The organism is Saccharopolyspora oryzae (assembly GCF_027853915.1).
In the GTDB taxonomy this organism is placed as follows: Bacteria; Actinomycetota; Actinomycetes; order Mycobacteriales; family Pseudonocardiaceae; genus Saccharopolyspora; species Saccharopolyspora oryzae.
Map to the genome: position 1 here is coordinate 24,024 of NZ_JAQGLA010000049.1, position 20,822 is coordinate 44,845.

At 70.8% G+C, this 20,822-nt stretch carries 21 protein-coding genes; 8 read left to right on the forward strand and 13 right to left on the reverse strand.

Annotation, left to right across the window (positions count from 1 at the left end):
* Positions 1 to 121 precede the first annotated feature (121 nt).
* From OU415_RS24530 to OU415_RS24545, 4 genes are read right to left on the reverse strand one after another with little or no spacing between them, the layout of a single operon-like run.
* Entirely contained in the window at positions 122 to 1,171 is a 1,050-nt protein-coding gene (locus OU415_RS24530) for an ABC transporter permease (protein ID WP_270951528.1), read from the reverse strand.
* A complete protein-coding gene (locus OU415_RS24535; RefSeq protein WP_270951529.1) occupies positions 1,171 to 1,935 on the reverse strand; it encodes an ATP-binding cassette domain-containing protein in 765 nt (254 codons plus the stop codon). The genes OU415_RS24530 and OU415_RS24535 overlap by 1 nt, the downstream gene beginning before the upstream one ends.
* On the reverse strand, positions 1,932 to 2,975 hold the full coding sequence (locus OU415_RS24540) for a class I mannose-6-phosphate isomerase (RefSeq protein WP_270951530.1): 1,044 nt from the start codon (positions 2,973 to 2,975) through the stop codon (positions 1,932 to 1,934). Before OU415_RS24540 ends, OU415_RS24535 begins: the two co-directional genes overlap by 4 nt.
* Positions 2,972 to 3,946: a LacI family DNA-binding transcriptional regulator gene (locus OU415_RS24545; RefSeq protein WP_270951552.1), complete on the reverse strand. Its 975-nt coding sequence runs from the start codon at positions 3,944 to 3,946 to the stop codon at positions 2,972 to 2,974. Before OU415_RS24545 ends, OU415_RS24540 begins: the two co-directional genes overlap by 4 nt.
* A gap of 187 nt (positions 3,947 to 4,133) precedes the next feature.
* On the opposite strand from OU415_RS24545, the gene cutA reads away from it, so the two are divergent.
* Both cutA and OU415_RS24555 read left to right on the forward strand, forming a co-directional pair.
* A complete protein-coding gene (gene cutA / locus OU415_RS24550; protein WP_270951531.1) occupies positions 4,134 to 4,451 on the forward strand; it encodes a divalent-cation tolerance protein CutA in 318 nt (105 codons plus the stop codon).
* Between the two features lie 77 nt (positions 4,452 to 4,528).
* Positions 4,529 to 4,888: a DUF3817 domain-containing protein gene (locus OU415_RS24555; RefSeq protein ID WP_270951532.1), complete on the forward strand. Its 360-nt coding sequence runs from the start codon at positions 4,529 to 4,531 to the stop codon at positions 4,886 to 4,888.
* A gap of 70 nt (positions 4,889 to 4,958) precedes the next feature.
* Here the strand turns inward: OU415_RS24555 and OU415_RS24560 are convergent, their stop codons facing one another.
* Complete coding sequence (locus OU415_RS24560) at positions 4,959 to 5,459, reverse strand: MarR family winged helix-turn-helix transcriptional regulator (RefSeq protein ID WP_270951533.1); 501 nt, start codon at positions 5,457 to 5,459, stop codon at positions 4,959 to 4,961.
* A 146-nt stretch (positions 5,460 to 5,605) separates the two neighbouring features.
* Between OU415_RS24560 and OU415_RS24565 the strand changes: the two genes are divergently transcribed.
* A complete protein-coding gene (locus OU415_RS24565) occupies positions 5,606 to 5,908 on the forward strand; it encodes an MTH1187 family thiamine-binding protein (RefSeq protein ID WP_270951534.1) in 303 nt (100 codons plus the stop codon).
* A gap of 105 nt (positions 5,909 to 6,013) precedes the next feature.
* Here the strand turns inward: OU415_RS24565 and OU415_RS24570 are convergent, their stop codons facing one another.
* The gene (locus tag OU415_RS24570) at positions 6,014 to 6,268 is read right to left on the reverse strand and encodes a hypothetical protein (protein ID WP_270951535.1); all 255 of its coding nucleotides are present in this window, start codon (positions 6,266 to 6,268) and stop codon (positions 6,014 to 6,016) included.
* 325 nt (positions 6,269 to 6,593) lie between these two features.
* Between OU415_RS24570 and OU415_RS24575 the strand changes: the two genes are divergently transcribed.
* A complete protein-coding gene (locus OU415_RS24575; protein ID WP_270951536.1) occupies positions 6,594 to 7,526 on the forward strand; it encodes a tetratricopeptide repeat protein in 933 nt (310 codons plus the stop codon).
* Between the two features lie 236 nt (positions 7,527 to 7,762).
* Here OU415_RS24575 and OU415_RS24580 read toward each other — a convergent pair whose 3' ends face one another.
* Entirely contained in the window at positions 7,763 to 9,235 is a 1,473-nt protein-coding gene (locus OU415_RS24580) for a neutral zinc metallopeptidase (protein ID WP_270951537.1), read from the reverse strand.
* Positions 9,236 to 9,368: 133 nt separating this feature from the next.
* Positions 9,369 to 10,496, reverse strand: coding sequence for a neutral zinc metallopeptidase (locus tag OU415_RS24585; protein WP_270951553.1), 1,128 nt, complete (start codon positions 10,494 to 10,496; stop codon positions 9,369 to 9,371).
* 104 nt (positions 10,497 to 10,600) lie between these two features.
* Between OU415_RS24585 and glgP the strand changes: the two genes are divergently transcribed.
* Positions 10,601 to 13,150, forward strand: a complete 2,550-nt coding sequence (glgP, locus tag OU415_RS24590) for an alpha-glucan family phosphorylase (protein WP_270951538.1) — start codon at positions 10,601 to 10,603, stop codon at positions 13,148 to 13,150.
* Between the two features lie 52 nt (positions 13,151 to 13,202).
* On the opposite strand, the gene OU415_RS24595 is transcribed toward glgP, so the two are convergent.
* Positions 13,203 to 14,387 (reverse strand): Cmx/CmrA family chloramphenicol efflux MFS transporter, encoded by a 1,185-nt coding sequence (locus tag OU415_RS24595; RefSeq protein ID WP_270951539.1) that lies wholly within the window; start codon positions 14,385 to 14,387, stop codon positions 13,203 to 13,205.
* A 118-nt stretch (positions 14,388 to 14,505) separates the two neighbouring features.
* Here OU415_RS24595 and OU415_RS24600 point away from each other — a divergent pair, with 118 nt between their 5' ends.
* Entirely contained in the window at positions 14,506 to 15,105 is a 600-nt protein-coding gene (locus OU415_RS24600) for a TetR/AcrR family transcriptional regulator (protein WP_270951540.1), read from the forward strand.
* Here the strand turns inward: OU415_RS24600 and OU415_RS24605 are convergent.
* Positions 15,102 to 16,040: a GlxA family transcriptional regulator gene (locus tag OU415_RS24605; protein WP_270951541.1), complete on the reverse strand. Its 939-nt coding sequence runs from the start codon at positions 16,038 to 16,040 to the stop codon at positions 15,102 to 15,104. The two genes, OU415_RS24600 and OU415_RS24605, sit on opposite strands and share 4 nt — an antisense overlap.
* A gap of 69 nt (positions 16,041 to 16,109) precedes the next feature.
* Here OU415_RS24605 and OU415_RS24610 point away from each other — a divergent pair, with 69 nt between their 5' ends.
* On the forward strand, positions 16,110 to 17,054 hold the full coding sequence (locus OU415_RS24610) for an NADP-dependent oxidoreductase (protein WP_270951542.1): 945 nt from the start codon (positions 16,110 to 16,112) through the stop codon (positions 17,052 to 17,054).
* Between the two features lies 1 nt (position 17,055).
* On the opposite strand, the gene OU415_RS24615 is transcribed toward OU415_RS24610, so the two are convergent.
* From OU415_RS24615 to OU415_RS24625, 3 genes are all read right to left on the reverse strand, one after another.
* Positions 17,056 to 18,198 carry a hypothetical protein gene (locus OU415_RS24615; protein WP_270951543.1) on the reverse strand — a complete coding sequence of 381 codons (1,143 nt, stop codon included), beginning with the start codon at positions 18,196 to 18,198 and terminating at the stop codon, positions 17,056 to 17,058.
* A gap of 149 nt (positions 18,199 to 18,347) precedes the next feature.
* The gene (locus OU415_RS24620; RefSeq protein WP_270951544.1) at positions 18,348 to 18,773 is read right to left on the reverse strand and encodes a rhodanese-like domain-containing protein; all 426 of its coding nucleotides are present in this window, start codon (positions 18,771 to 18,773) and stop codon (positions 18,348 to 18,350) included.
* Positions 18,770 to 19,387 (reverse strand): cysteine dioxygenase, encoded by a 618-nt coding sequence (locus tag OU415_RS24625; RefSeq protein ID WP_270951545.1) that lies wholly within the window; start codon positions 19,385 to 19,387, stop codon positions 18,770 to 18,772. The genes OU415_RS24620 and OU415_RS24625 overlap by 4 nt, the downstream gene beginning before the upstream one ends.
* A 486-nt stretch (positions 19,388 to 19,873) precedes the next feature.
* Here OU415_RS24625 and OU415_RS24630 point away from each other — a divergent pair, with 486 nt between their 5' ends.
* On the forward strand, positions 19,874 to 20,638 hold the full coding sequence (locus tag OU415_RS24630) for an ABC transporter ATP-binding protein (RefSeq protein ID WP_270951554.1): 765 nt from the start codon (positions 19,874 to 19,876) through the stop codon (positions 20,636 to 20,638).
* Positions 20,639 to 20,822: the final 184 nt, after the last annotated feature.

The following is a 20,822-nucleotide window of genomic DNA, read 5'->3' on the forward strand; positions in this document are numbered from 1 at the left end:
GGCGAGGACGGCCAAGCCGCCGTGTATTGGCATACATAAGGGTTGGCACCCGGAGTCCAGGCGGGCGCTGAGGTTCCGCTACCCGCACCGCTATTCAAATTGAGTTCGTCAGACAGTTTTCTCAGCGGTTGTTGCGCGCCCGCCGTCGTCGCTGGTCCAGCCAGACAGCGATGACCAGCACCGCGCCCACCGCGATGGGCTGCCAGAACGGCCGCACGCCCGCCATCACGAACCCGGCGTCGAGCACCGCCGGGATGAACACGCCGATCACGCTGCCCAGCACCGTGCCGATGCCGCCGAACAGGCTGGTGCCGCCCAGCACGACCGCCGCGATCGCGTTGAGGTTGTCGTTGCTGTGGCCGCTGATCGTGGTGGTGCCGAAGTAGGCCAGCGACATGAACCCGGCCAACCCGGCCAGCACCCCGGTCAGGGTGTAGACGGCGATGAGGTGCCGGGTGACCTTGATGCCGCTGCGCCGGGCGGCTTCGGCGTTCGAGCCGATCGCGTAGGTGTAGCGGCCGAAGGTCGTGGTGTGCAGCAGCCAGATCGCCAGCAGCGTGACCACCGCGGCAAGGATCACCAGGTTCGGCACGATCCCGAGCGAGGTGCCGGTGCCGAGCGTGCGGCGCAGCGCGTTGGGCACGGTGCGCACATCGACGCCGTTGGTGAGCAGCTGCGCGGTACCGAGTGCCGCCCCGAACGAGCCCAGCGTGACGATCAGCGCGGGCACCCGGGCCACCGCCACCAGCACGCCGTTGAGCACGCCCCACAGCGCGCCGCCGATCAGCGCCACGACCAGGCCGATGGCGATCACGCCCCAGCTCGCGCCGGTGGCGTCGCCGCCGCTGAGCCCTTCCATCGTCATCGCGGAGACGACACCGGAGAACACCAGCACCGAGCCCACCGACAGGTCGATGCCGGAGGTGATGATCACGAACGTCATGCCGACCGCGAGCATCAGCAGGGGAGCGGCCTGCACCAGCAGGTTCTGCGCGTTGAACAGGGTGGGGAACGCGTCCGGGCGCAGCGCGCTGAACAGCGCGCACAGCGCGAGCAGCACCAGACCGGTCCACAGCGTGTTGGAGGAGGCCAGCTTCGCGCCGAGGCCCTTGCCCTGCGGCGCGAGCCCGCCGTCCACTTCGGACTTCCGGGTTTCCTGCTGGGTGGCCATCAGCTCGCGTCCTCCTGCGACAGCGCGCCGGTCATCGCACCGACGAGGTCCTCCAAGGTCGCTTCGGCGGCGTCGAACCGCGCGACCCGGCTGCCGAGGCGCAGCACCTCGACCCGGTCCGCCACCGACAGCACTTCGGGCATGTTGTGGCTGATCAGCACCACTGCGATGCCGGTGTCGCGGACCCGGCGCACCACCTCCAGCACGCGTTCGCGCTGCACGACGCCCAACGCGGCGGTCGGCTCGTCCATGAACACCAGCTTGTCGGCCCACGCCACCGACCGGGCCACCGCGACGCTTTGCCGCTGACCGCCGGACAGCGACCCGATCGGCACGCTCAGGTCCGGCAGCGACACCCCGAACTTGGCGAACTGCTCGGCGGCCTGCGCCCGCATCCCCGCCTTGTCCAGCATGCCGAGCTTGCCCAGCAGCCCCGGCCGCCGCAGCTCCCGCCCCAGGAACAGGTTCGCCGCCGGATCCAGGTCCGGGGCGACCGCGAGGTCCTGGTAGGCGGTCTCGATGCCGTGCGCGCGGGCGGTGGTGGGGGAGTCCAGCACCACCGGTTCACCCGCGACCCGGATCTCCCCGGAATCCGGTTGTTCCACCCCGGAGAGGCATTTGACCAGTGTGGACTTGCCGGCCCCGTTGTCGCCGATGAGCGCGACGACTTCGCCGGGGTGGACGGTGAACGAGGCGCCGCGCAGCGCTTCCACGCCGCCGTAGCGCTTGACCAGGTCGCGGGCTTCCAGCAGTGGTTCGGTCATATCCGGCTCCCTGCGGACGGTGGGCGGCAGTGCACCGCGGTCAGATCGCCCTCGAGCTGCGCGGCCCCGGCTGCGTGCGGGACCACCGCGGTGGTGCCGCGTCGCAGTTCGAGGTCGCTCCCGTCGTCGGAGCGGAGCTTCCCGCTGCCGTCCAACACGATCAGCACCCCGAAGGAAGGTTCAAGCTCGACCGAGCCGTGCAGGCGATCAGCGCGGAAGAAGGGTTCGGCGTCCTCGGCCAGCAGCCCGACCCGTGCCGCGTCCTGGTCCGCGGTGCGCTTGATCAGCGAGGTCAGCACGGCGTCGTCGAAACCGCTGCGGTTGAGGGTCTGCAGCGCGGTCCGCTGGTCCATGCCGAGGAACGCGCTCTCGGCGTCGGACAGGAAGCCCTGCCACTCCAACGTGACGGAGAAGTCCGTCGGCTGCTGCAGCTCGACGATGAACACGCCCTCGCCGATCGCGTGCGGGGTGCCGGCGGGCACGTGCACGGTGTCGCCGGGGCGCACCGGGATCTCGTTCAGCGACCCCAGCAGAGCGGAGGAGTCCTGGGTGCTCACCCAGCGCTCGACCACCTCGGGCGCCACGTCGTCCCGGAAACCCAGGTACACCACGGGATTCGGGCCGCTGGTGCCGACCACGATCCACGCCTCGGTCTTGCCGAACCGCGAACCCAGGTGCTGCTGGGCGAACCGGTCCGACGGGTGGCAGTGCACCGGCAGCCGCTGCCCGGCGTCGAGCAGCTTGACCAGCAGCGCCGTGCTGTCGCCGAACTCGGCGACGTGCTCGGCACCCAGCCACTGCTCGGGAGCCTCGTGCACCGCGTCGCGCAGCCAACGCCCGTCGGGCAGCCGCGACAGCCCCGACTCGGACTGCCCGAACCGCGTCGTGGTGGACCCGACCCAGTCCTCCGGGCCGAACGCGCGATCGTCACCGCCGCCGCGCAGCGCCGCGATGGACGCGCCACCGCGGTAGAACTGCTGCGGTTGGTTGGCGGGCAGGACGATCGCCCGCACCGACTGGTCATCGTGGACAGAACTCAACGTGCAACCTCTCCAGAACCTCGGGCCAGCAGCCGAGTGGGGACGACGATGCGGCGTGGTGCGGTGCGGTCGCCGTCGAGCCGCGAGAACAGCAGCTCGGCGGCCGACCGGCCCAGCGCCGTCGTTTCGTGGGTGACGACCGTGATCGGCGGATCCAGCAGATCGGCCAGCTCGAAGTCGTCGAAACCCACCAGCGCCGGGCGGTCGGCCCGCCCGGCCAGGGCGCGCAGCGCTTGGATGGTGATCCGGTTGTTGCCGGTCACCAGCGCGGTCGCGCGCCGCAGGGTGGTGCTCAGCGCCTCGGCCACCGACTCGTCGGTGTGCGGGCCCATCAGCACCAGGTCGGATTCGAACGGCACCCCCGCCCGCGCGCAGCCCTCGCGGAACCCGCGCAGCCGCTCGGCGGCGGTGTGGATCTCGGGGGCATCGCCCAGGAACGCGATCTGCTGGTGCCCGTGCTCGGCGAGGTGCTGCGCGGCGAGCGCGGTGCCGCCGGAGTTGTCGATGAGCACGGCGTCGGCGTCGAGGTTGCCGGGCGGGCGGTCCACGAACACCACCGGTGTGCCCGCGTTGATCTCGTGCGCGATGTAGCCGTGCTGGTGACCGGCGGGGACGACGATCAGCCCGTCGACGCGGCGGGCGCAGAACTCCAGCACCAGCTCGCGCTCCCGCGCCGGGTCCTCGTCGGACGAACCGGTGAGCACCTGCTTGCCGCGGGTCCGGGCGACTTCCTCCACCGCGCGGGTCAGCACCGAGTAGAAGGGGTTCGCGAGGTCCTCCAGGACCAGGCCCAGCGTGCCGGTCCCGGTGCCGCGCCGGAGGTTGCGGGCGCTGAGGTTGCGCCGGAAGCCCAGCTGGTCGATCGCGGACAGCACGCGTTCCGCCGTGGCCGGGGTGACGCCGCTCTCGGCGTTGACGACCCGCGACACGGTTTTGATGCTCACGCCGGCCAGCCGCGCCACGTCGCTCATCGTGGCGCGCCGGACGTTCCCGGAGTCAGACAACGTTGTCATGGCGTGCGGCATTGCACCCCACCCCGCCGACCGATGTCAATCCCGCCGCACGCCAATGCCTCCACCCGGCCCCGCAGCGCCAGCCGATCGGCCCAACCGGCCCGTTGACAAGGTTGTCCGGATGGCGGCTGGTTACGCTGGGGGAATGGCTGATCATGTGCAGGTCGTGACCACGACCGACTCCGAGGAGTCCGCCGCCGAGCTGGCGCGCGGCGTCGTCGAGGCCGCGCTGGGCGCCTGCGTGCAGGTCGTGCCGATCCGCAGCTTCTACGTCTGGGAGGGCGCGGCGCAGGACGACCCGGAGTGGCAGCTGCAGATCAAGACCTCCGCCGCCCGGCTGCCCGCGCTCGTCGAGCACCTGAAGGCCGTGCACGGCTACGACGTCCCGGAGATCATCGCCACCCCGATCATCGGGGGGAATCCCGACTACCTGTCCTGGGTGGACGACCAGACCCGCGCTTAGCGGCACCGGCGGCCGGGTGAGGCGCGTCACCGGGCACACTCGCAGGAAGTGCCGTTCTAGACGGAAGTGGGGTCGACGTGCCGCGGACTCATGCCGGTTGGTTCCGGTTGGTGGCGATCGCCGAAGCGTTCTCGTGGGTGGGGCTGCTGGCGGCGATGGCGTTCAAGTACGGCCTGGGCATGCCGGCCGGCGTGACGGTGATGGGCTGGATCCACGGCGCGATCTTCACCGCCTACGTGGTGACCTGCCTGGTCGTCTTCAGCCCGTTCCGCTGGCGCTTCTGGGTGCTGGTCCTGGCGCTGGTCGCCTCGGTCCCGCCCCTGGCAACGGTGTGGTTCGAGCGCTGGGCCAACCGCCGAGGCCTGCTCACCGAGTCCGACTCCGAAGACCCCACCTTCTGGGGCAAGGTCCGCTACGCCTTCCGCGAGCTCAACTAGGCGTACGTACTCCGCAAGCGGCGCGAGCCGCGACCCGCTCCGTCACGCAGAACGAGGTTGGAAAACATCATCAGAAGTCGCCGGCGGCGTGGCGGACCTTGCCCAGCAGTTCGGTGAGCTGCTGGGTCTGGCGTTCGGTGATGCCGCGCAAGCCGAAGTCGATCTCGTTGACGGACTCGGTGGCCTTCTTCATCAGGTCCCGGCCGTCCTCGGTGATCTCGACCAGGGTGGTGCGCCGGTCGGTGGGGTGCGGCATCCGCCGCACCAGGCTGTCCTGCTCGAGCCGGTCGACGATGTTGGTGACGCTGGTCGGGTGCAGCTGGAGCCGGTCGCCCATGACCCGCATGGGCAGGCTGCCGCGCCGCGAGAAGGTCAGCAGCACCAGCGCCTCGTAGCGGGCGAACGTCAGGTTGTGCGGCCGGAGCGCGTTGTCGACCGCGGACTGCAGGATCTGCTGCACCCTCATCACGCTGGTGACCGCGGCCATCGTCGTCGACGGGCCTACCCGTTCGGCCCAGATCTCGGCCGCGCGGGCGATGGGGTCGAAGGGCAGCGGGCTACGGGTGCTCATGGTGTTCGACGCTAGCAGCGGTTTCCCGTCCGGTCGTGGGCTGTGGTGCCGTGGGCGGGGGAATCGGCGACAGTGGTTGCGTTGGTGGCGCATGATCACAGCGCCCGGTGGCACCGGTCGCCGGGCAGGAGAATGGAGGAGCAGACGTGCTGGTGGCGTTCAGCGTGGCCCCGAGCGGGGTCGGTGAGAGCGACAGCGTCAGCGAAGCGGTGGCGGCTGCGGTGAAGGTGGTCCGGGAGTCCGGCCTGCCGCACGAGACGACCTCGATGTTCACCACGATCGAGGGCGAGTGGGACGAGGTCATGGACGTGGTGAAGCGGGCCACCGAGGCAGCGTCGGCCGGAGCCCCGCGCACCAGCCTGGTGCTCAAGGCCGACATCCGGCCGGGCCACACCGGCCAGCTGAAGGCGAAGGTGGAGCGGGTCGAGAACCACCTGCGGGAGCAGTGACGCAGTTCTGGCATGCATAAGGGAAGACAAGGACCTGAAAAAACCGGGGCGGTGTCGGCATCGACACCGCCCCGGTCTTTTTCAGCTCGCTGGCTGCGACAACCCTCAGAGCTTCGGGTGGTCGACGACCGGCGCGTTGAGGCAGTTGTTCGCCTGCGGCGACAGGATCGGGACGACGACGCCGATGGCGGCACCAACGTTGTTGCCGCACGCCTGCACCGGAACGGCGCTGATGTTGTTGTCGTCGACGGCGTTGATGCCGTTGTTGTCGGCGCTGTCCGCGAACGCGGCGGTGCCCAGGGTCACGACGCCGAGAGCGGCGGCACCGGCGACACCGGCAACACGGGTAGCAATACGCACTGTTTCGTACCTCTCGTCGAACTACTTTCAGGAGGTCCACCAAACGGAGGCCCCGAAGGCCCGCGCGAGACCATCAGTCCTCGCGGGCTCTGCCATGTCCTTCGGTGGTGAAACCGGCGGAACTTGAGAGTTCTTGAGCGGCTTCCACTCCATAGAGGGAAGTTGTTCACTGTTTCGAGTTGATCTGCGGAGTTCACGGCGTGTCTGGCTTGGCCAGGCGGTGTCGCCACCCGTCGAACATCGACCGCCCTGCCGCCGCCCGCCTGGTGGAACGTGTCAGGATGGGGGTGTGACGAGGCCGGATCCACGCCAGAACGCAGCAGCAATGTCCGCCGCGATGGCGGGCGCAGTCGACTTGTCGGCCCTGAAGAACCGGGCCGAGGCCAACGCTCGCGCAGCCGCGCAGCCGCCCGCCGCCGCTGGCGAAGGTGGTGCCGCGCCCGCGAGCGCAGCGGTCATCGACGTCACCGAGGCCAACTTCCAGGACGAGGTCGTCGAGCGCTCCCTGCAGGTTCCGGTGGTCGTCGACCTGTGGGCGACCTGGTGCGGACCGTGCAAGCAGCTCTCCCCGGTGCTCGAGCGCCTGGCCCAGGAGGGTGGCGGCTCGTGGGTGCTGGCGAAGGTCGACGTCGACGCCAACCCGCGGATCGCGCAGCTCTTCCAGGTGCAGTCGGTGCCGATGGTCATCGCGATCGCCGGCGGGCAGCCGGTGGACGCGTTCAACGGCGCGCTCCCGGAACCGCAGATCCGCCAGTGGATCACCGAGCTGCTCAACGCCCTGCGCGACCAGATGCCCGGCATCCGCGCCGCGGAGCAGGGCGGTGCGGCCGAGCCGGTCGAGGAGCCCGAGGACCCGCGGTTCACCGCCGCTGAGGACGCGCTGGAGCGCGGCGACTACGCCGCCGCCGAGGACGCGTACCAGAAGATCCTGGACGCCGAGCCGAACAACGAGCTGGCCAAGGCCGCGCTCGCGCAGGTCCGGTTCTCCGCGCGCGCCGAGCAGGCCGACCCGACCGCGATCGAGCGGGCCGACGCCGCCCCCGAGGACATCGACGCCCAGCTGGCCGCGTCCGACGCCGAGCTGGCCATCGGCAAGGTCGAAGAGGCCTTCAGCCGGCTGATCCAGACGGTCAAGCGCACTTCGGGCGACGAGCGCGACCGCGTCCGCCGCCACCTCGTCGAGTCCTTCGAGGTCTTCCCGGAGGGCGACGAGCGGGTCAGCGCCGCCCGCCGGGCCCTGGCCAGCGCCCTGTTCTGAGCCTCCCGACAGCGGCCCGCCACCCAGCACCGGGTGGCGGGCCGCTGTCGTTCCCGCGAGGTCAGGTGAGCATGCAGTCGTGCACCGCGGGCGTGTCATCGCACAGGCCTGCCGCAGCGCACTGCTCGGCCCGGCGTTTGACCGTGGGACGCAGTCGTCGCGTTCTGGTTGCTCGGGCCTGAAAAGCAGCAGTGCCGCCCCGGTCGCGGGACGGCACTGCTCGGCTGGGGTTCAGATCACGACGCGCTGTACTTGGTGGTGCAGGGCGACATTCCTTCTTGGACGCCGACGCGGAAGGCTTCCACCCGGGCGAAGCCGACCGGGACCTGGTCGCCGTTGACGTCGGCCGCGATCAGGCCGTCCTCGCCGAGGAGCGCGGACACGCCCTCGTCGATGTCGTCGGCCACCACGCGGAGGCTGCCGACCGGGTTCCGCTTGCCGATCGGGTCCTCCACCAGCAGGCCGCTCCAGGCGCCGACCATGCACGCCGTGCGCAGGCCCGCCGCCGGGTCGTCCAGCGGGAGACCGGCCGCCTTCTGCACCGAGAGCGCGTAGCGCGAGGCGACCTGGGCGTAGGCGGCGAAGTCGCCGTAGCCGGACTCGACGTCCTTGTTCGGCGGCTTGGCGATCTTCTGCAGCGTCGGCAGGTCGAGCGAGATGGTGTTCGTCGACTCGCAGTAGGTCGCCGGGGTGGTGGGCTTGCGACCGGCGCACGCGGACTGGTCGGTGGTGATGCGCGGCGGCTCGGCGCCGGTGTCGCGGAAGACCTCCCGCAGGCTCTTCTCGACGGCTTCGAGGCCCTTCTGGTCCACTGGGAGGTCGGTGTCCTGCTCGGCCTTCCACGAGCTGAACAGCGTGGTGCGCTTGGAGACGTCGTTGAAGTCCATCTTGGCGCAGCGCTGCGGGCCCTCGTCGAAGCCGTACTGGAAGGCGGTGACCCGGTCGAAGGCGCTGCCGTGCGCGTTGCTGCCCTGGAAGTCGGACTTGCCGGGGGAGTCGCGGATGAAGCTCAGCACGCCCATGACCTCGTTGAGGCCCTGCCCGGTGGAGATCTGGAAGTACTTCGAGGACCCCTCGGCGACGTGCCGGAAGTAGGCGCCGGTGAAGCAGTCGGCCTGCTGCTCCAGCACGATCACCTGGTCGTCGCTGCGGACGGTGCGTGCCCGGTGCTGCACGGCGTGGCCCATCTCGTGGGCGAGCACGGCGACCACGGCCATCGGGCCGAAGCTGTTGTCCAGCTCGGGGAGCAGGGTGCCGCGGTCCCAGGCGATGAGGTCGTCCGGCGGGCAGTAGAACGCGTTGACCACGCCTGCGGTGTTCTCGCCGCACACCTGGGTGCCGGGGCCGCCTGCGTCGTAGGAGACCAGGCGCTTGACGGGCGCGAACTGCTGGCGGTGGAAGGCCTCCGGGAAGACCGCGGTCCAGTAGTCGTCGATGTCGGCCACGGCGTTGCGGGCGAGCTTGTCCATCGGGCCGTTGTCGGTGCCCTCGACGGGCAGCGGCGACTCCGGGGCTCCGGGCTTCGGGCCGCTGGGGCCGTTGGTCACCGGCAGTCCGGCGACCTCGGTGGTCGAGTAGCTGCCCATCGTGGTCGGGGTACCGCTGATCTGCTGGGCGCAACCGGCGACCAGCGCGATGCAGGTGAACGCGGACAGCGCGGTGCCGAGGATCCGCTTCCGCCGTCGGTTTCTCGTCGATACCCGTGCCACTGACGCGCCCCATCCTGTGCAGGTGCCGAAAGTTCTGCGCGCACCGGACGCCCCTGCGCCCTCCGGTGCTCGCCGAAGCCTATCGGGTGACGGATCATCCCCACCGCGATCTGGTCGAGGTCGCAGCGCGCGTTCAGCGGCAGGCGGTCGCGCCGCCGAGCACTCCGCTGCGGAAGGCGCTGATCCGGTCGAATCCGGTCAGCGGGCGGGCGATGTCGTCCGAGTCGAGCACGACGCTCACCGCCTCGTCCAGATCGCCTTGCGACAGCCCGGGTTGCGCCGCTGTGTATGCGCCGGTGAGGCACATCGTCTGCTCGCCGGTCGTCGGGCGGCCGAGCTCGGCGTTGGCGGCTCGCGCGTACTTCGCGGCCAGCAGGGTGGTGACGGCCTGGTCGCCGATGTCGGCGTGCACGCGGGCGAGCGCGGTGCGGTCGAGGTCGACTGCCGGTGGCGTCCACCGCGCACCGTGCTGCGCAACCAGATCGCTGAAGTACTGGGAGATCCCGTCGGTGCGGAGGGCTTGGTCCAACGGAGCGTTGGGGCCGTCGGGCGGCAGCCCGGCCATCGGCGTCTCGGTCACCTCGGTGCATCGGCGCGGGCCGTTGGCGAAGCCGTCTTGGAACGCGGTGACGCGCTCGAAGGCGGTGCCGTGCGCATCGGTGCTGTTGGTGCTCACCGGATCGCGGAACAGGGTGATCGCGCGCAGTGCCCGGTCCAGCTGCTCGGCGTCGACGCGCAGGCGCGCGGAGCGGCCGTCGACGACGGAACGCACGTAGGAGCCGGAGAAGCAGTCGGCCATCGCTTCGAGGCGCACGGGTGCCGCGTCGGCGCCGATCCCCGCGCGCTGCTGCACCGCGTGGCCGAGCTCGTGCGCGAGCACCACGACGACCGCAGCGTCCCCGTAGTGCTCGCGCAGGACCGGCAGCAGCGCAGCGCGGTCCCAGGCGATGGCGTCGACGGTCGCGCAGTAGTAGGCGTTGCCCTCCAGGTCGCGCACGTCGGCGGAGCAGGGCGGGGCGGTGCCCGAGCCGTTGGTGTCGACGGAGAAGAACCCGCCGTCGAGGTTGCGCCACGGCTTGCCGAACACCGCCGGGAACTGCGCGGCCCAGTAGTCCTGGACGTCGGTGACCGCGGTGGCGGCGAGCCGGTCGACGTCGCCCTGATCGGTGCCGTGCACGAATCCGGGGTCGACGGTGTGATCGGCCACACGCGGCGGTTCCGGGGGTGCTGCTGCGCAGGAGCTGATGAGCAGCAAGATCATCATCGTCACAGGTCCGAGCGCGCGCACACCGCCAAGCTTCCCACCCGCTGCGGCGGTCGGTACGTCCGCACGCACCGCGCCGGTCCGGTATATGGTCCGCTCCCGTGAGAGCCGTCCACCGTTTCACCGTGCGCGCCCACCTGCCCGAGCCGTTGAGCGCCCTCGGCACGTTGGCGACCAACCTCCGCTGGGCCTGGCACCCGCCGACGCAGGACCTGTTCGCGGCGGTCGACCCGCAGGTGTGGTCGGCGGTCGGCGGCGATCCGCTGCGGCTGCTCGCCGAGGTGCCCGCCGAGCGGTTGCGGCACCTGGCCGGTGACGAGGACTTCCTGGCCCGCACCCGCGCGGTTGCCGACGACCTGCGCCGCTACCGGACCGTGCCGCGCTGGTACCAGCAGCGGCAGGACGAAGGCGCCGACCTGCCCGACTCCATCGCCTACTTCTCCATGGAGTTCGGCCTCACCGAAGCGCTGCCCAACTACTCCGGCGGGCTCGGCGTGCTCGCCGGCGACCACCTCAAAGCCGCCTCCGACCTGGGCGTTCCGCTGATCGGCGTCGGGCTGCTGTACCGGTCGGGCTACTTCCGGCAGGCGCTGTCCACCGAGGGCTGGCAGGTCGAGCACTACCCGGTGCTGGACCCGCGCGGCCTGCCGCTGGAAGTGCTGACCGAGGAGTCCGGCAAGCCGGTGCGGGTGCAGGTGGCGATGCCCGCCGGGCGCACCCTGCACGCCCGGATCTGGAAGGCGCAGGTCGGCCGGGTGCCGCTGCTGCTGCTCGACAGCGACCTGCCGGAGAACGACGACGACCTGCGCAGCACCACCGACCGGCTCTACGGCGGCGACGCCGAGCACCGGATCCGCCAGGAGATCCTGGCCGGCATCGGCGGCATGCGCGCGGTCCGCGCCTACTGCGAGCTGACCGGGCACCCGCAGCCCGAGGTGTTCCACACCAACGAGGGCCACGCCGGCTTCCTCAGCTTGGAGCGGGTCCGCGAGCTCCAGGACGAGCCCGGCCTGCAGTTCGACCAGGCGGTGGCGGCGGTGCGCGCCGGGACGGTGTTCACCACGCACACCCCGGTCCCCGCGGGCATCGACCGGTTCCCGGTGGACCTGGTGCGGCACTACTTCGGCGACGGCTCCGCGCAGGCCCTGCTGCCCGGCGTGCCGACCGACCGGGTGCTGGCGCTCGGCGCCGAGGACAACCCGGGCATGTTCAACATGGCGCACATGGGGCTGCGGCTCGCGCAGCGCGCCAACGGGGTGTCGGAGCTGCACGGCGAGGTCATCCGCAAGATGTTCCGCGGTCTGTGGCCGGGGTTCGGGCTGGAGGACATCCCGATCAAGTCGGTGACCAACGGCGTGCACGGGCCGACCTGGTCCGCGCGGGAGCTGGGCAAGCTGCTCGGCGAGTCCGAAATGGACAGCGGAGCGGGCCTGCGCGGCATGGAGCCGGTCAGCGACTCGCTGCTGTGGGAGCTGCGCTGCTCGCTGCGCCAGCGGCTGGTCGACGAGGTGCGCCGCCGGTTGCGCACCGCGTGGTTGCAGCGCGGTGCGTCGGACCTGGAACTCGGTTGGTGCGACTCGGTGTTCGACCCGGACGTGCTGACCATCGGCTTCGCCCGCCGCGTGCCGACCTACAAGCGCGCGACGCTGATGCTGCGCGACACCGAACGGCTGCGGGAGCTGCTGCTCAACGCCGACCGCCCGGTGCAGATCGTGGTGGCCGGCAAGTCGCACCCGGCCGACGAGGGCGGCAAGGCGATGATCCAGCGGATCGTGCGCTTCGCCGACCAGGCCGACGTGCGGCACCGCATCGTGTTCCTGCCCGACTACGACATGTCCCTGGCGCGCTACCTGGTGTCCGGGTGCGACGTGTGGTTGAGCAACCCGGTGCGGCCGCTGGAGGCGTGCGGCACGTCGGGGATGAAGGCGGCGCTCAACGGCGGGCTGAACCTGTCGGTGCGCGACGGCTGGTGGGACGAGATGTACGACGGCCACAACGGCTGGGCGATCCCGAACGCGGACGGCGTCAGCGACCCCAACCGGCGCGACGACCTGGAGTCCGCGGCGCTCTACGAGCTGATCTCCGAGCACGTGGCGCCGATGTTCTACGAGCGAAACACCGACGGCGTGCCGGGCAAGTGGATGTCGATGGTGCGCCACACCCTGGCCACGCTCGGCCCGCGGGTGCAGGCGTCCCGGATGATCCGCGAGTACGTCGACGGCCACTACGGCCCGGCGGCCCGCTCGATGCGGGCGATGACCAGCGACGACTTCCGCGGCGCGCGCGAGCTCGCGGACTACCGGGCGCGCTTGCAGGCGGCGTGGACCTGGGTCCGGGTCAGCGACACCGAGATGTCGGTGGAGAACGGGACGCCGCTGCTCGGCGGTCAGGTGACGGTGCGGGCGCGGGTCGACCTGGCCGGCCTGGACCCGTCCGATGTGGACGTCGAGGTCGTGGTGGGCCGGGTCGACGACTCCGACGTGCTGCACGACTTCGTCGCGGAGTCCATGCGGCCGACCGCGGACGACCGCTACGAGGCGACGGTGACGCTCCCGCACGCCGGACCCGCCGGCTACACGGTCCGCGTGCTGCCCCGCCACCCGCTGCTGTCCGGCTCCGCCGAGCTCGGGAAGGTCGTCCTCGCCGGGTGACCCGTGAGTCTTTTGGGCCGCTGGGGCAGCCCAAAAGACTCACGGGTCCTGGTCAGACGGCGACGGGTGCCGGAGTGCTCGGCTGCCTGGTCCGGTGCTGCAGGTAGCCCGCCCACGCCGTGGCGAGCAGGGCCGCTGCTCCGATCGCGGCGCCGACCCAGGCCACCGAGGTGAAGCCGAGGCCTGCGTTGATGGCCAGACCGCCCAGCGCCGGTGCGACGGTGTTGCCGATGTTGAAGGCCGAGGTGTTGCCGGCGCCGACGAGCGTCGGTGCACCGGGCGCGAGCGCGAACACCCGGGACTGCAGGGCGGGGTTGGTGATGAACCCGCTCACGCCGAGGGCGAAGACGAGCGCGGTGGTGATCAGCGCGTCGTCCGCCGCGACCGCGAGCAGGGCGGAGGCCAGGACCAGGGTGCTCAGGCCGAACAGCAGGGTGCGGATCGGGTGCGCGTGCGCGGTCCGGCCGCCGATCGACATGCCGAGCAGACCGCCGACCCCGAACAGCGCCAGTTGGGCCGGTACCCACTGCTCGGGCAGTCCGGTCACGTCGGTCAGCAGCGGTGCCAGGTAGCTGAAGGAGACGATGACCGCGCCGAACGTCAGCGCCGTGATCGCGTAGGACAGCCAGAGCTGGGGCCGGTTCATCGCGCGCAACTCGGCTGAGATGCTGCGCTTTTCCCCTTGCGCACCAGCGTCTTCGCGGATCGTGAGCAGCGAGCACAGCAAGCTGCCCAGCGTCAGCGCGGCGACGGCCCAGAACACCGCGCGCCAGCCGGTGAACTGGCTGAGGGCGGTGCCCGCCGGAACACCGACGATGGTGGCTAGCGTCAGCCCGCCGGCGATGATCGCGACGGCCCGGCTCCGCGCGTTCGGCGCTACGAGCGATACGCCGGTCGCGACCGCGACGGCCCAGAAGCCGGCGTAGGACAGCGCGCTGACGATGCGGGTGGCGAACAGGACCCAGTAACCCGGGGCGAGCGCGCCCACGACGTGCGCGGCGATGAAGACGACCTGCAGCGCCGCCAGGGCGGTCCGGCGCGGCCAGCGCATCGTGGCGATGGCCAGCAGCGGGGCGCCGACGACCATGCCGATGGCGAACGCGGAGATCAGCAGGCCCGCGTCCGGGATGGAAACCCCCAGGTCGGAGGCGATGTTCGGGAGCAGTCCGGAGAGCATGAACTCCGAGGTGCCCTGGGTGAATATGCCCAGACCGAGGACGTAGATGGCGAGGGGCACGGAACCTCCAGCACGGCGGTGATCGGTGGTGCGCTCCGACGCTAGCAGTGTTTTGAAGCGATCGATTCAAAATTGTGAGGTTTTCGTCCACCCGCTCCAAAACGGTTAGGGTGGCGGTATGGCCAGGCCGCGGAAGTTCGACGAAGCCCGCGTCATCGACGCGGCGATGGACACCTTCTGGCGTCGCGGGTACGAGGCGACCTCCACCCGGGACCTCAGCGAGCGCACCGAACTCGGGCCGTCCAGCCTCTACAACGCCTTCGGCGACAAGCACCAGCTCTACCTGCGCAGCCTGCGCCAGTACCAGGAGACAGCCACCGCCGAGCAGGTCGAGGTGCTCCGCGCGCCCGGCCCGGTCGAGGACCGGCTGCGCAACCTGCTGGCCACCGCGATCGACACCGACCTCTCCGGCACCGACCGGCCGGGCTGCTTCGCCATCAACGCGGCGATCGAGCGAGCGGCGGTCGACCCCGACGCCCGGGAGCAGGTGCGGCAGAACTTCGCGGTGGTGGAGGAGGCGCTGCGCGAAGCCCTCGCGGAAGGCCAGCGCTCCGGCGAGATCGACCAGACCCGCAGTGCGGAAAGCCTGGCCCGCCAGGTGCTGAGCACGTACTACGGCCTGCGCGTGCTCGCCCGCGTCCAGCCGGACCGCTCAGCGCTCCTGGACGTGGTGGAGAACCTGCTGAAAAGCTGCGCGGCCGCTGAGGACCGCGGCTAGACGCCGGCGCGGAAGGTCCGGCGGTAGGCGAGGGGAGCGACGCCGATCTCGGCGTGGAGGTGCTGGCGCAGCGAGGCCGCCGTGGCGAAGCCGACCTGCTCGGCGATCTCGTCGATCGGCAGATCGGTGGACTCCAGCAGGTGGCGGGCCCTGGCCACGCGCTGCTGGATCAGCCACCGGCCGGGGCTGACGCCCACCTCCTCGCGGAACCGGCGGGCGAACGTGCGGCCGCTCATCCGCGCGTGCTCGGCGAGATCGGCCAGCGCCAACGGCGAGTTCAGGTTCGCGGTCGCCCAAGCCCGGGTCGCAGCCGTGCTGGAGGTCGTCGGATCGGGCATCGGGCGCTCGATGTACTGGGCTTGGCCGCCCTCCCGCCACGGCGGCACCACGCACCTGCGCGCGACCTGGTTCGCCACCTCGCTGCCGTGGTCCTTGCGCACGAGGTGCAGGCACACGTCGACGCCGGAAGCCGCGCCCGCGGAGGTCAGCACGTCGCCGTCGTCGACGTAGAGCACGTCGGGGTCCAGCTGGACCGCGGGGAACAGCCGCCGGAACAGGTCGGTGCAGCACCAGTGGGTGGTGGCCGGGCGGCCGTCGAGCATCCCAGTCGCGGCGAGTGCGAACGCCGCCGTGCAGATCGACACGATGCGGGTGCCCGGCCGGATCAGCGCGAGCGCGTCGGCCACCGGCCGCGGCAGCTCCGCAGCGAGCCGGGTCATGTCGTAAGGCGGGATCACGACGGTGTCCGCAGTGCCCAGCAGCTCGGGACCGTGCTCCGCGGTGATCAAGAAATCCGCGTCGCTGCGCACCGGACCGCCGTCGACGGTGCAGGTCAGCACCTCGTAGCGACCGTCGGCGCTGCCGAAGACCCGATTGGGGATGCCGAGCTCGAACGGGTAGACCCCGTCGAGCGCGAGGACCACGACCCGATGCATGGCACGATCCTATCGAATGTTGGCATTCTTGCCATTTCGCCGGTGGCCCGGATGCGGCAGCCTCGGGGCATGAGCGAAACGATGCGCGCGATCAGCCAGGACGAGTTCGGCGGCCCGGAGGTGCTGCGCGAAGTCGAGCTGCCGCGCCCCGAACCCGGTCCGAGCCAGGTGCTCGTCCAGGTGCACGCGGCCGGGGTCAACCCGACGGACTGGAAGCACCGCGCCCAGCAGCGGTTCCTGGGGACACCGCCGTACGTGCTCGGCTGGGACGTCTCCGGTGTGGTGGTGGCCGTCGGCACCGGCGTCACCCTGCACAAGCCGGGCGACGAGGTGTTCGGCATGCTGCCCTACCCGCACGGTGCCGGTTCGCACGCCGAGTACGTCACCGGCCCGGCCCGCGCGTTCGTCCCCAAACCGTCCGAAGTGGACCACGTGCAGGCGGGTGCGATCCCGCTCGTAGCCCTGACCGCCTGGCAAGCGCTGGTGGACACCGCGCACCTGCAGGCCGGTCAGCGGGTGCTGATCCACGCTGCCGCCGGAGGTGTCGGGCACGCGGCAGTGCAGATCGCCAAGGCACGTGGCGCTTACGTGATCGGCACGGCGAGCGCGGGCAAGCACGAGTTCCTGCGCGGCTTGGGCGCCGACGAGCTGATCGACTACCGGGAGACCGACTTCGCCGACGTGGTCAGCGAAGTCGACGTGGTGCTGGACACCATCGGCGGCGACTACCGCGGCAGGTCGCTGCGCACCCTCCGGCGCGGCGGCGTGCTGGTCTCCATCCTCCCGTACGGCCAGGAAGAGCTGGCGGCCGAAGCCGAGCAGCTGGGGATGCGGGCCGAGACGATGCTCGTCGAAGCCGATCAGGCAGGCATGCGCGCCATCGCCGCCCTCGTCAAGTCGGGGCAGCTGCGCGCCGAGATCGCCGCGACGTTCCCGCTGGCCGAGGCGGCCAAGGCGCACGAGCTGGGCGAAACCGGCCGCACCACCGGGAAAATCGTGCTGACCGTGCGCTGAGTCAGGCCACCGAGAGTCGTTGGCGGGTTTCGGCGACGCGGGGAGACCACGGCGCCAGTTCTTCGGCCCTGGCCAGGGCTTCGCGGGCCGCTGCGTTGTCGTGGCAGGCCATGTGGGCCCGGGCCAGCGTGACCAGGTCGTCGGCGAGGGAGAGCGGGGTGTGGTTGTAGTCCGCCCCCGCCCGGGCGAGGCGGACCGCTGTTTCCGGGTCGCCTTCGATCAGGGCCAGCAGCCCGTTGGTGCCGTTGAGCTCGAACTCCGGGTAGCCGAGCTTGACGGCGTCCTCCAGCGCCTTCTTCGCGGTCGGCAGCAGGGATTCCGCGGGCAGCTGGCCCGCTTCGACCGCCTTGAAGCCGAGACCCGCCAACCCGGCGAGCAGGTAGGACATCTTGCGCTGCGGGATGTCGTCGTTCTCCGAGATGTGCTTCAGCAGCGTCAGCACGCCCGGCGCGTACTCGCCGCGCGCCTCCATGACCGAAACCTGGCACGACATCGTGGCGTTCAGCCCGGGGTAGTTCTCGGTGAGCTCATCGGCGTAGGACTGCGCCTGGTCGATCTTGCCGACCTGCAGCGCTTCGTAAGCGCGGGCGGCCAGTGGTGCGGCCACGAACTCGTCGCGTTCGGTTCCTCCGAGCCGAGGCAGCGAGAAGAGCAGCCAGCCGGTCGAGGTGGTCAGCGGAACTCGTTGCGGCCACAGCTTGTAGAGCATCAGCGGGGTGGCCGCGATGGCGAACCCGCGCCAGAACGCGGAATCGGTCAGCACCCAGCTGCCCGCGACCACGGCGACACCGACCACTGCGGACAACGACCCGGCCAGCCAGCAGCGCAGGATCACCGGCGACTTCCAGGGGCCGATCTGGGCCCGCAGCGTGATCGGCAGTGCGCGCAAGGTGAACTTCACGCGCTTGGGGGTCCAGGACGCGACCTCGCGCATGGCGCCGAAGATCACGTGCCGCACGCGCAGACCGAAGACGACGGCCCCGAGGATCAACCCGAGCTGCGTCGCCATCGGAAGCAGCAGCACCCCGACTAGCGCACCGGCCCACGCCGCAGTGGTCCCGGCGACACCGGTGCCCGCGTACGCCTCCACCGCGGCAACGGCGACGGCTCCCACGAACCCGGCGATCATCCACGGGCGGAACATCAGACTCTGCGCTTGCACAAGGACGAAAGCGTACGGGACGCAGCAGTCGCCCATGTCCGCTTTCGGCGAGGACCCCGGTCCCGCGGACGACTTCCGCGATTCCAACGGAAGTCGGGTGATCTCCGTTGAAATCGCGGAAGTCCGCTGGATCAGGCGGTGGTCGTGACCGGGAGGCCCGCGGCCTTCCAGGCGCGGAAGCCACCGTCGAGGTCCGTTGCCCGGCGCAGGCCCAGGCCCTTCGCCTGGGCTGCGGCGAGGCTGGAGGCGTAGCCCTCGTTGCAGACCAGGACCACCGGGCGGTCCGGGTGCAGGCCGTCGAGGCGGTGACCGCCCGCCGGGTCCAGGCGCCACTCCAGGACGATGCGCTCGACCGTCAGAGCGCCGGGGATCTCGCCCTCGGCGAGGCGGTCGGACTGCGGTCTGATGTCGATGATCAGCCCGCCGTCCTGCTGCAGCGCGAGCGCTTCCTGCGGTGAGACCCGAGTCAGCTTCTCGCGGGCATCGGCCAGCAGGTGGTCGATGCCGAACGGGCCGGGGGTGATGTCCGCGCTTCGTTGCGCGGGGATGGTGGTCATCCGTGCTCCTTCTGCTGCTGGTGTGCGCGCTGCGGCGGGACTGGCGGGACCTCGGAGAGGTCCGAGTAGTAGTGGACCGGCAGCAGCGGCGGTGAATAGGCGTGCACGCTCGCCGAGTTCACCGAGCTGACGTTGCGGACCTGGTGGGCGCGCCCGCTGCCGAACCCGATGCTCGCTCCGACGTCGTGGTGCGAGGTGCGGATCGGGCCGGCCGGGTAGCGGTAGTCCTCCCGGAGCGCGCCGAAGAGCACGGAGAACGAGCCGGACGCTCCACCGTGGTCGTGCGGCGTGGTGCCCTGACCGGGCGCCCACGACAGCAACCACAGCTCGACACCTGAGGTCAGGCCGAGCTTGGCCCACCAGCGCTGCTCGTCGTCGACGCGAACGACGTCGAGCAGCGGTCCGGTCAGCTCGGAGGTGACCAGCCTGGTCAGCTCGCGCAGTTCGCGCGGTGTCCACAGCTGGTGGTCGGGGCGGATCAAGTCGCGCAGCAGGGGAAGGTCGAGGCCGGGGTGCAGTTCCGCCTCGCCGGGCTCGGGGACTGGTTCGGTCGGGGTGTACTCGGACAGCTGGGCGGTTCGCTGATCGGGCCGGTGCTGCTGCACAGCGCTCATGGCGTGTCTCCAGTTCGTGTCTTGCGGAAAGCACGGCACGACCCGACAGCCCCCGGGCGAGCGGGATGGCTTCGGAGTGGAGTGATTCGTCGAGCCGCGCGAAAGGACCTGGAAAGCGGTTGACCGCTTCAGCAACAGGCGGAGGTGACGACCAGGAACAGGTCGGTCACGCGATCGCGGGTGAGCAACGAATCGGACACGCCAGCGATCGTGGCACGATGACGGCGTTTCGTGCCAGCGCGACCGCAACCTTCCCGAATGCTGGGCGGCGACGTTTGCCGAGCCCTGGACGGGTGTCACCCGGCTGAGCGAGCGCTGGGTGCTCCCGCCCGCAAGCGTTCCGGCCGGGAACGGAACAATGGGGCGCGGAGCGGACCCGCCGAAGGCCTGCGGCGGTCCTGGATCGAAGACGAACCGGGGGCGCCACGCCCAGGCGCTGCGGTCAGTCACAGCGGGGAGGTAGACGTGGACGACCTGGTCATCCGGATGGATGGCGTCGGTGTTCGGCGGGGAGAGACCACGCTGTTGGCCGACGTGAACTGGTCGGTGGAACTCGACGAGCGCTGGGTGGTGCTCGGGCCCAACGGAGCGGGCAAGACGACCCTGCTGAAGATGGCCAGCACCGAGATGTACCCGAGCGAGGGCACTGTGGACGTGCTCGGCGAGCGGCTGGGCAAGACCAACGTCTTCGACCTGCGCCCCCGCATCGGTCTGTGCTCGGCGGCGCTGGCGGCCCGCGTCCCCGGCGACGAGCTGGTCCGCGACGTCGTGGTCAGCGCCGGTTACGCGGTCCTCGGCCGGTGGCGCGAGGAGTACGACGACATGGACACCGACCGCGCCGCGGAGCTGCTCGAACTGCTCGGCGTCGCGCACCTGGCCGACCGCGAGTTCGGCACGCTGTCCGAAGGGGAGCGCAAGCGCGCCACGATCGCGCGCGCCCTCATGACCGACCCCGAGATGCTGCTGCTCGACGAGCCCGCTGCCGGACTCGACCTGGGTGGTCGCGAGGACCTGGTCGCGCGCTTGTCGGCGCTGGCCATGGACCCCGATGCCCCCGCGTCCGTGCTGGTCACGCACCACGTCGAGGAGATCCCGCCCGGGTTCACCCACGGCCTGCTGCTGCGCGACGGCCACATCGTCGCCCAGGGCCTGCTCGAGGACGTGCTCACCGAGGACAACCTGTCGAAGACCTTCGACCAGGACCTCGAGCTGCAGCGCAGCGGAAACCGCTACTTCGCCCGCCGCCGCTGACGGGCCTGTTTCCAGGCTCTTTTTGCGTGACGGTGCGGGTGGCGGAACCTCAGACGCCGCCTGGCTGCGGGGATCCCCTTTTATGTATGCCGATGCACGGCAAAAGGGCTGTCCTCGCCAGGCGACGTCTGAGAATCTGCACCGCCACGCGAAACGAGAGCTTCGGACATTGTTCTGAGATCCG

Excerpts from the sequence above, each read along its gene's own strand:
- OU415_RS24530 (WP_270951528.1), bottom strand. The coding sequence starts at position 1,171 with ATGGCCACCCAGCAGGAAACCCGGAAGTCCGAAGTGGACGGCGGGCTC.
- OU415_RS24535 (WP_270951529.1), bottom strand. The coding sequence starts at position 1,935 with ATGACCGAACCACTGCTGGAAGCCCGCGACCTGGTCAAGCGCTACGGC.
- OU415_RS24545 (WP_270951552.1), bottom strand. The coding sequence starts at position 3,946 with ATGAGCGACGTGGCGCGGCTGGCCGGCGTGAGCATCAAAACCGTGTCG.
- cutA (WP_270951531.1), top strand. The coding sequence starts at position 4,134 with ATGGCTGATCATGTGCAGGTCGTGACCACGACCGACTCCGAGGAGTCC.
- OU415_RS24560 (WP_270951533.1), bottom strand. The coding sequence starts at position 5,459 with ATGAGCACCCGTAGCCCGCTGCCCTTCGACCCCATCGCCCGCGCGGCC.
- OU415_RS24575 (WP_270951536.1), top strand. The coding sequence starts at position 6,594 with ATGTCCGCCGCGATGGCGGGCGCAGTCGACTTGTCGGCCCTGAAGAAC.
- OU415_RS24585 (WP_270951553.1), bottom strand. The coding sequence starts at position 10,496 with ATGATCTTGCTGCTCATCAGCTCCTGCGCAGCAGCACCCCCGGAACCG.
- OU415_RS24600 (WP_270951540.1), top strand. The coding sequence starts at position 14,506 with ATGGCCAGGCCGCGGAAGTTCGACGAAGCCCGCGTCATCGACGCGGCG.
- OU415_RS24605 (WP_270951541.1), bottom strand. The coding sequence starts at position 16,040 with ATGCATCGGGTCGTGGTCCTCGCGCTCGACGGGGTCTACCCGTTCGAG.
- OU415_RS24610 (WP_270951542.1), top strand. The coding sequence starts at position 16,110 with ATGAGCGAAACGATGCGCGCGATCAGCCAGGACGAGTTCGGCGGCCCG.
- OU415_RS24615 (WP_270951543.1), bottom strand. The coding sequence starts at position 18,198 with ATGTTCCGCCCGTGGATGATCGCCGGGTTCGTGGGAGCCGTCGCCGTT.
- OU415_RS24620 (WP_270951544.1), bottom strand. The coding sequence starts at position 18,773 with ATGACCACCATCCCCGCGCAACGAAGCGCGGACATCACCCCCGGCCCG.
- OU415_RS24625 (WP_270951545.1), bottom strand. The coding sequence starts at position 19,387 with ATGAGCGCTGTGCAGCAGCACCGGCCCGATCAGCGAACCGCCCAGCTG.
- OU415_RS24630 (WP_270951554.1), top strand. The coding sequence starts at position 19,874 with ATGGATGGCGTCGGTGTTCGGCGGGGAGAGACCACGCTGTTGGCCGAC.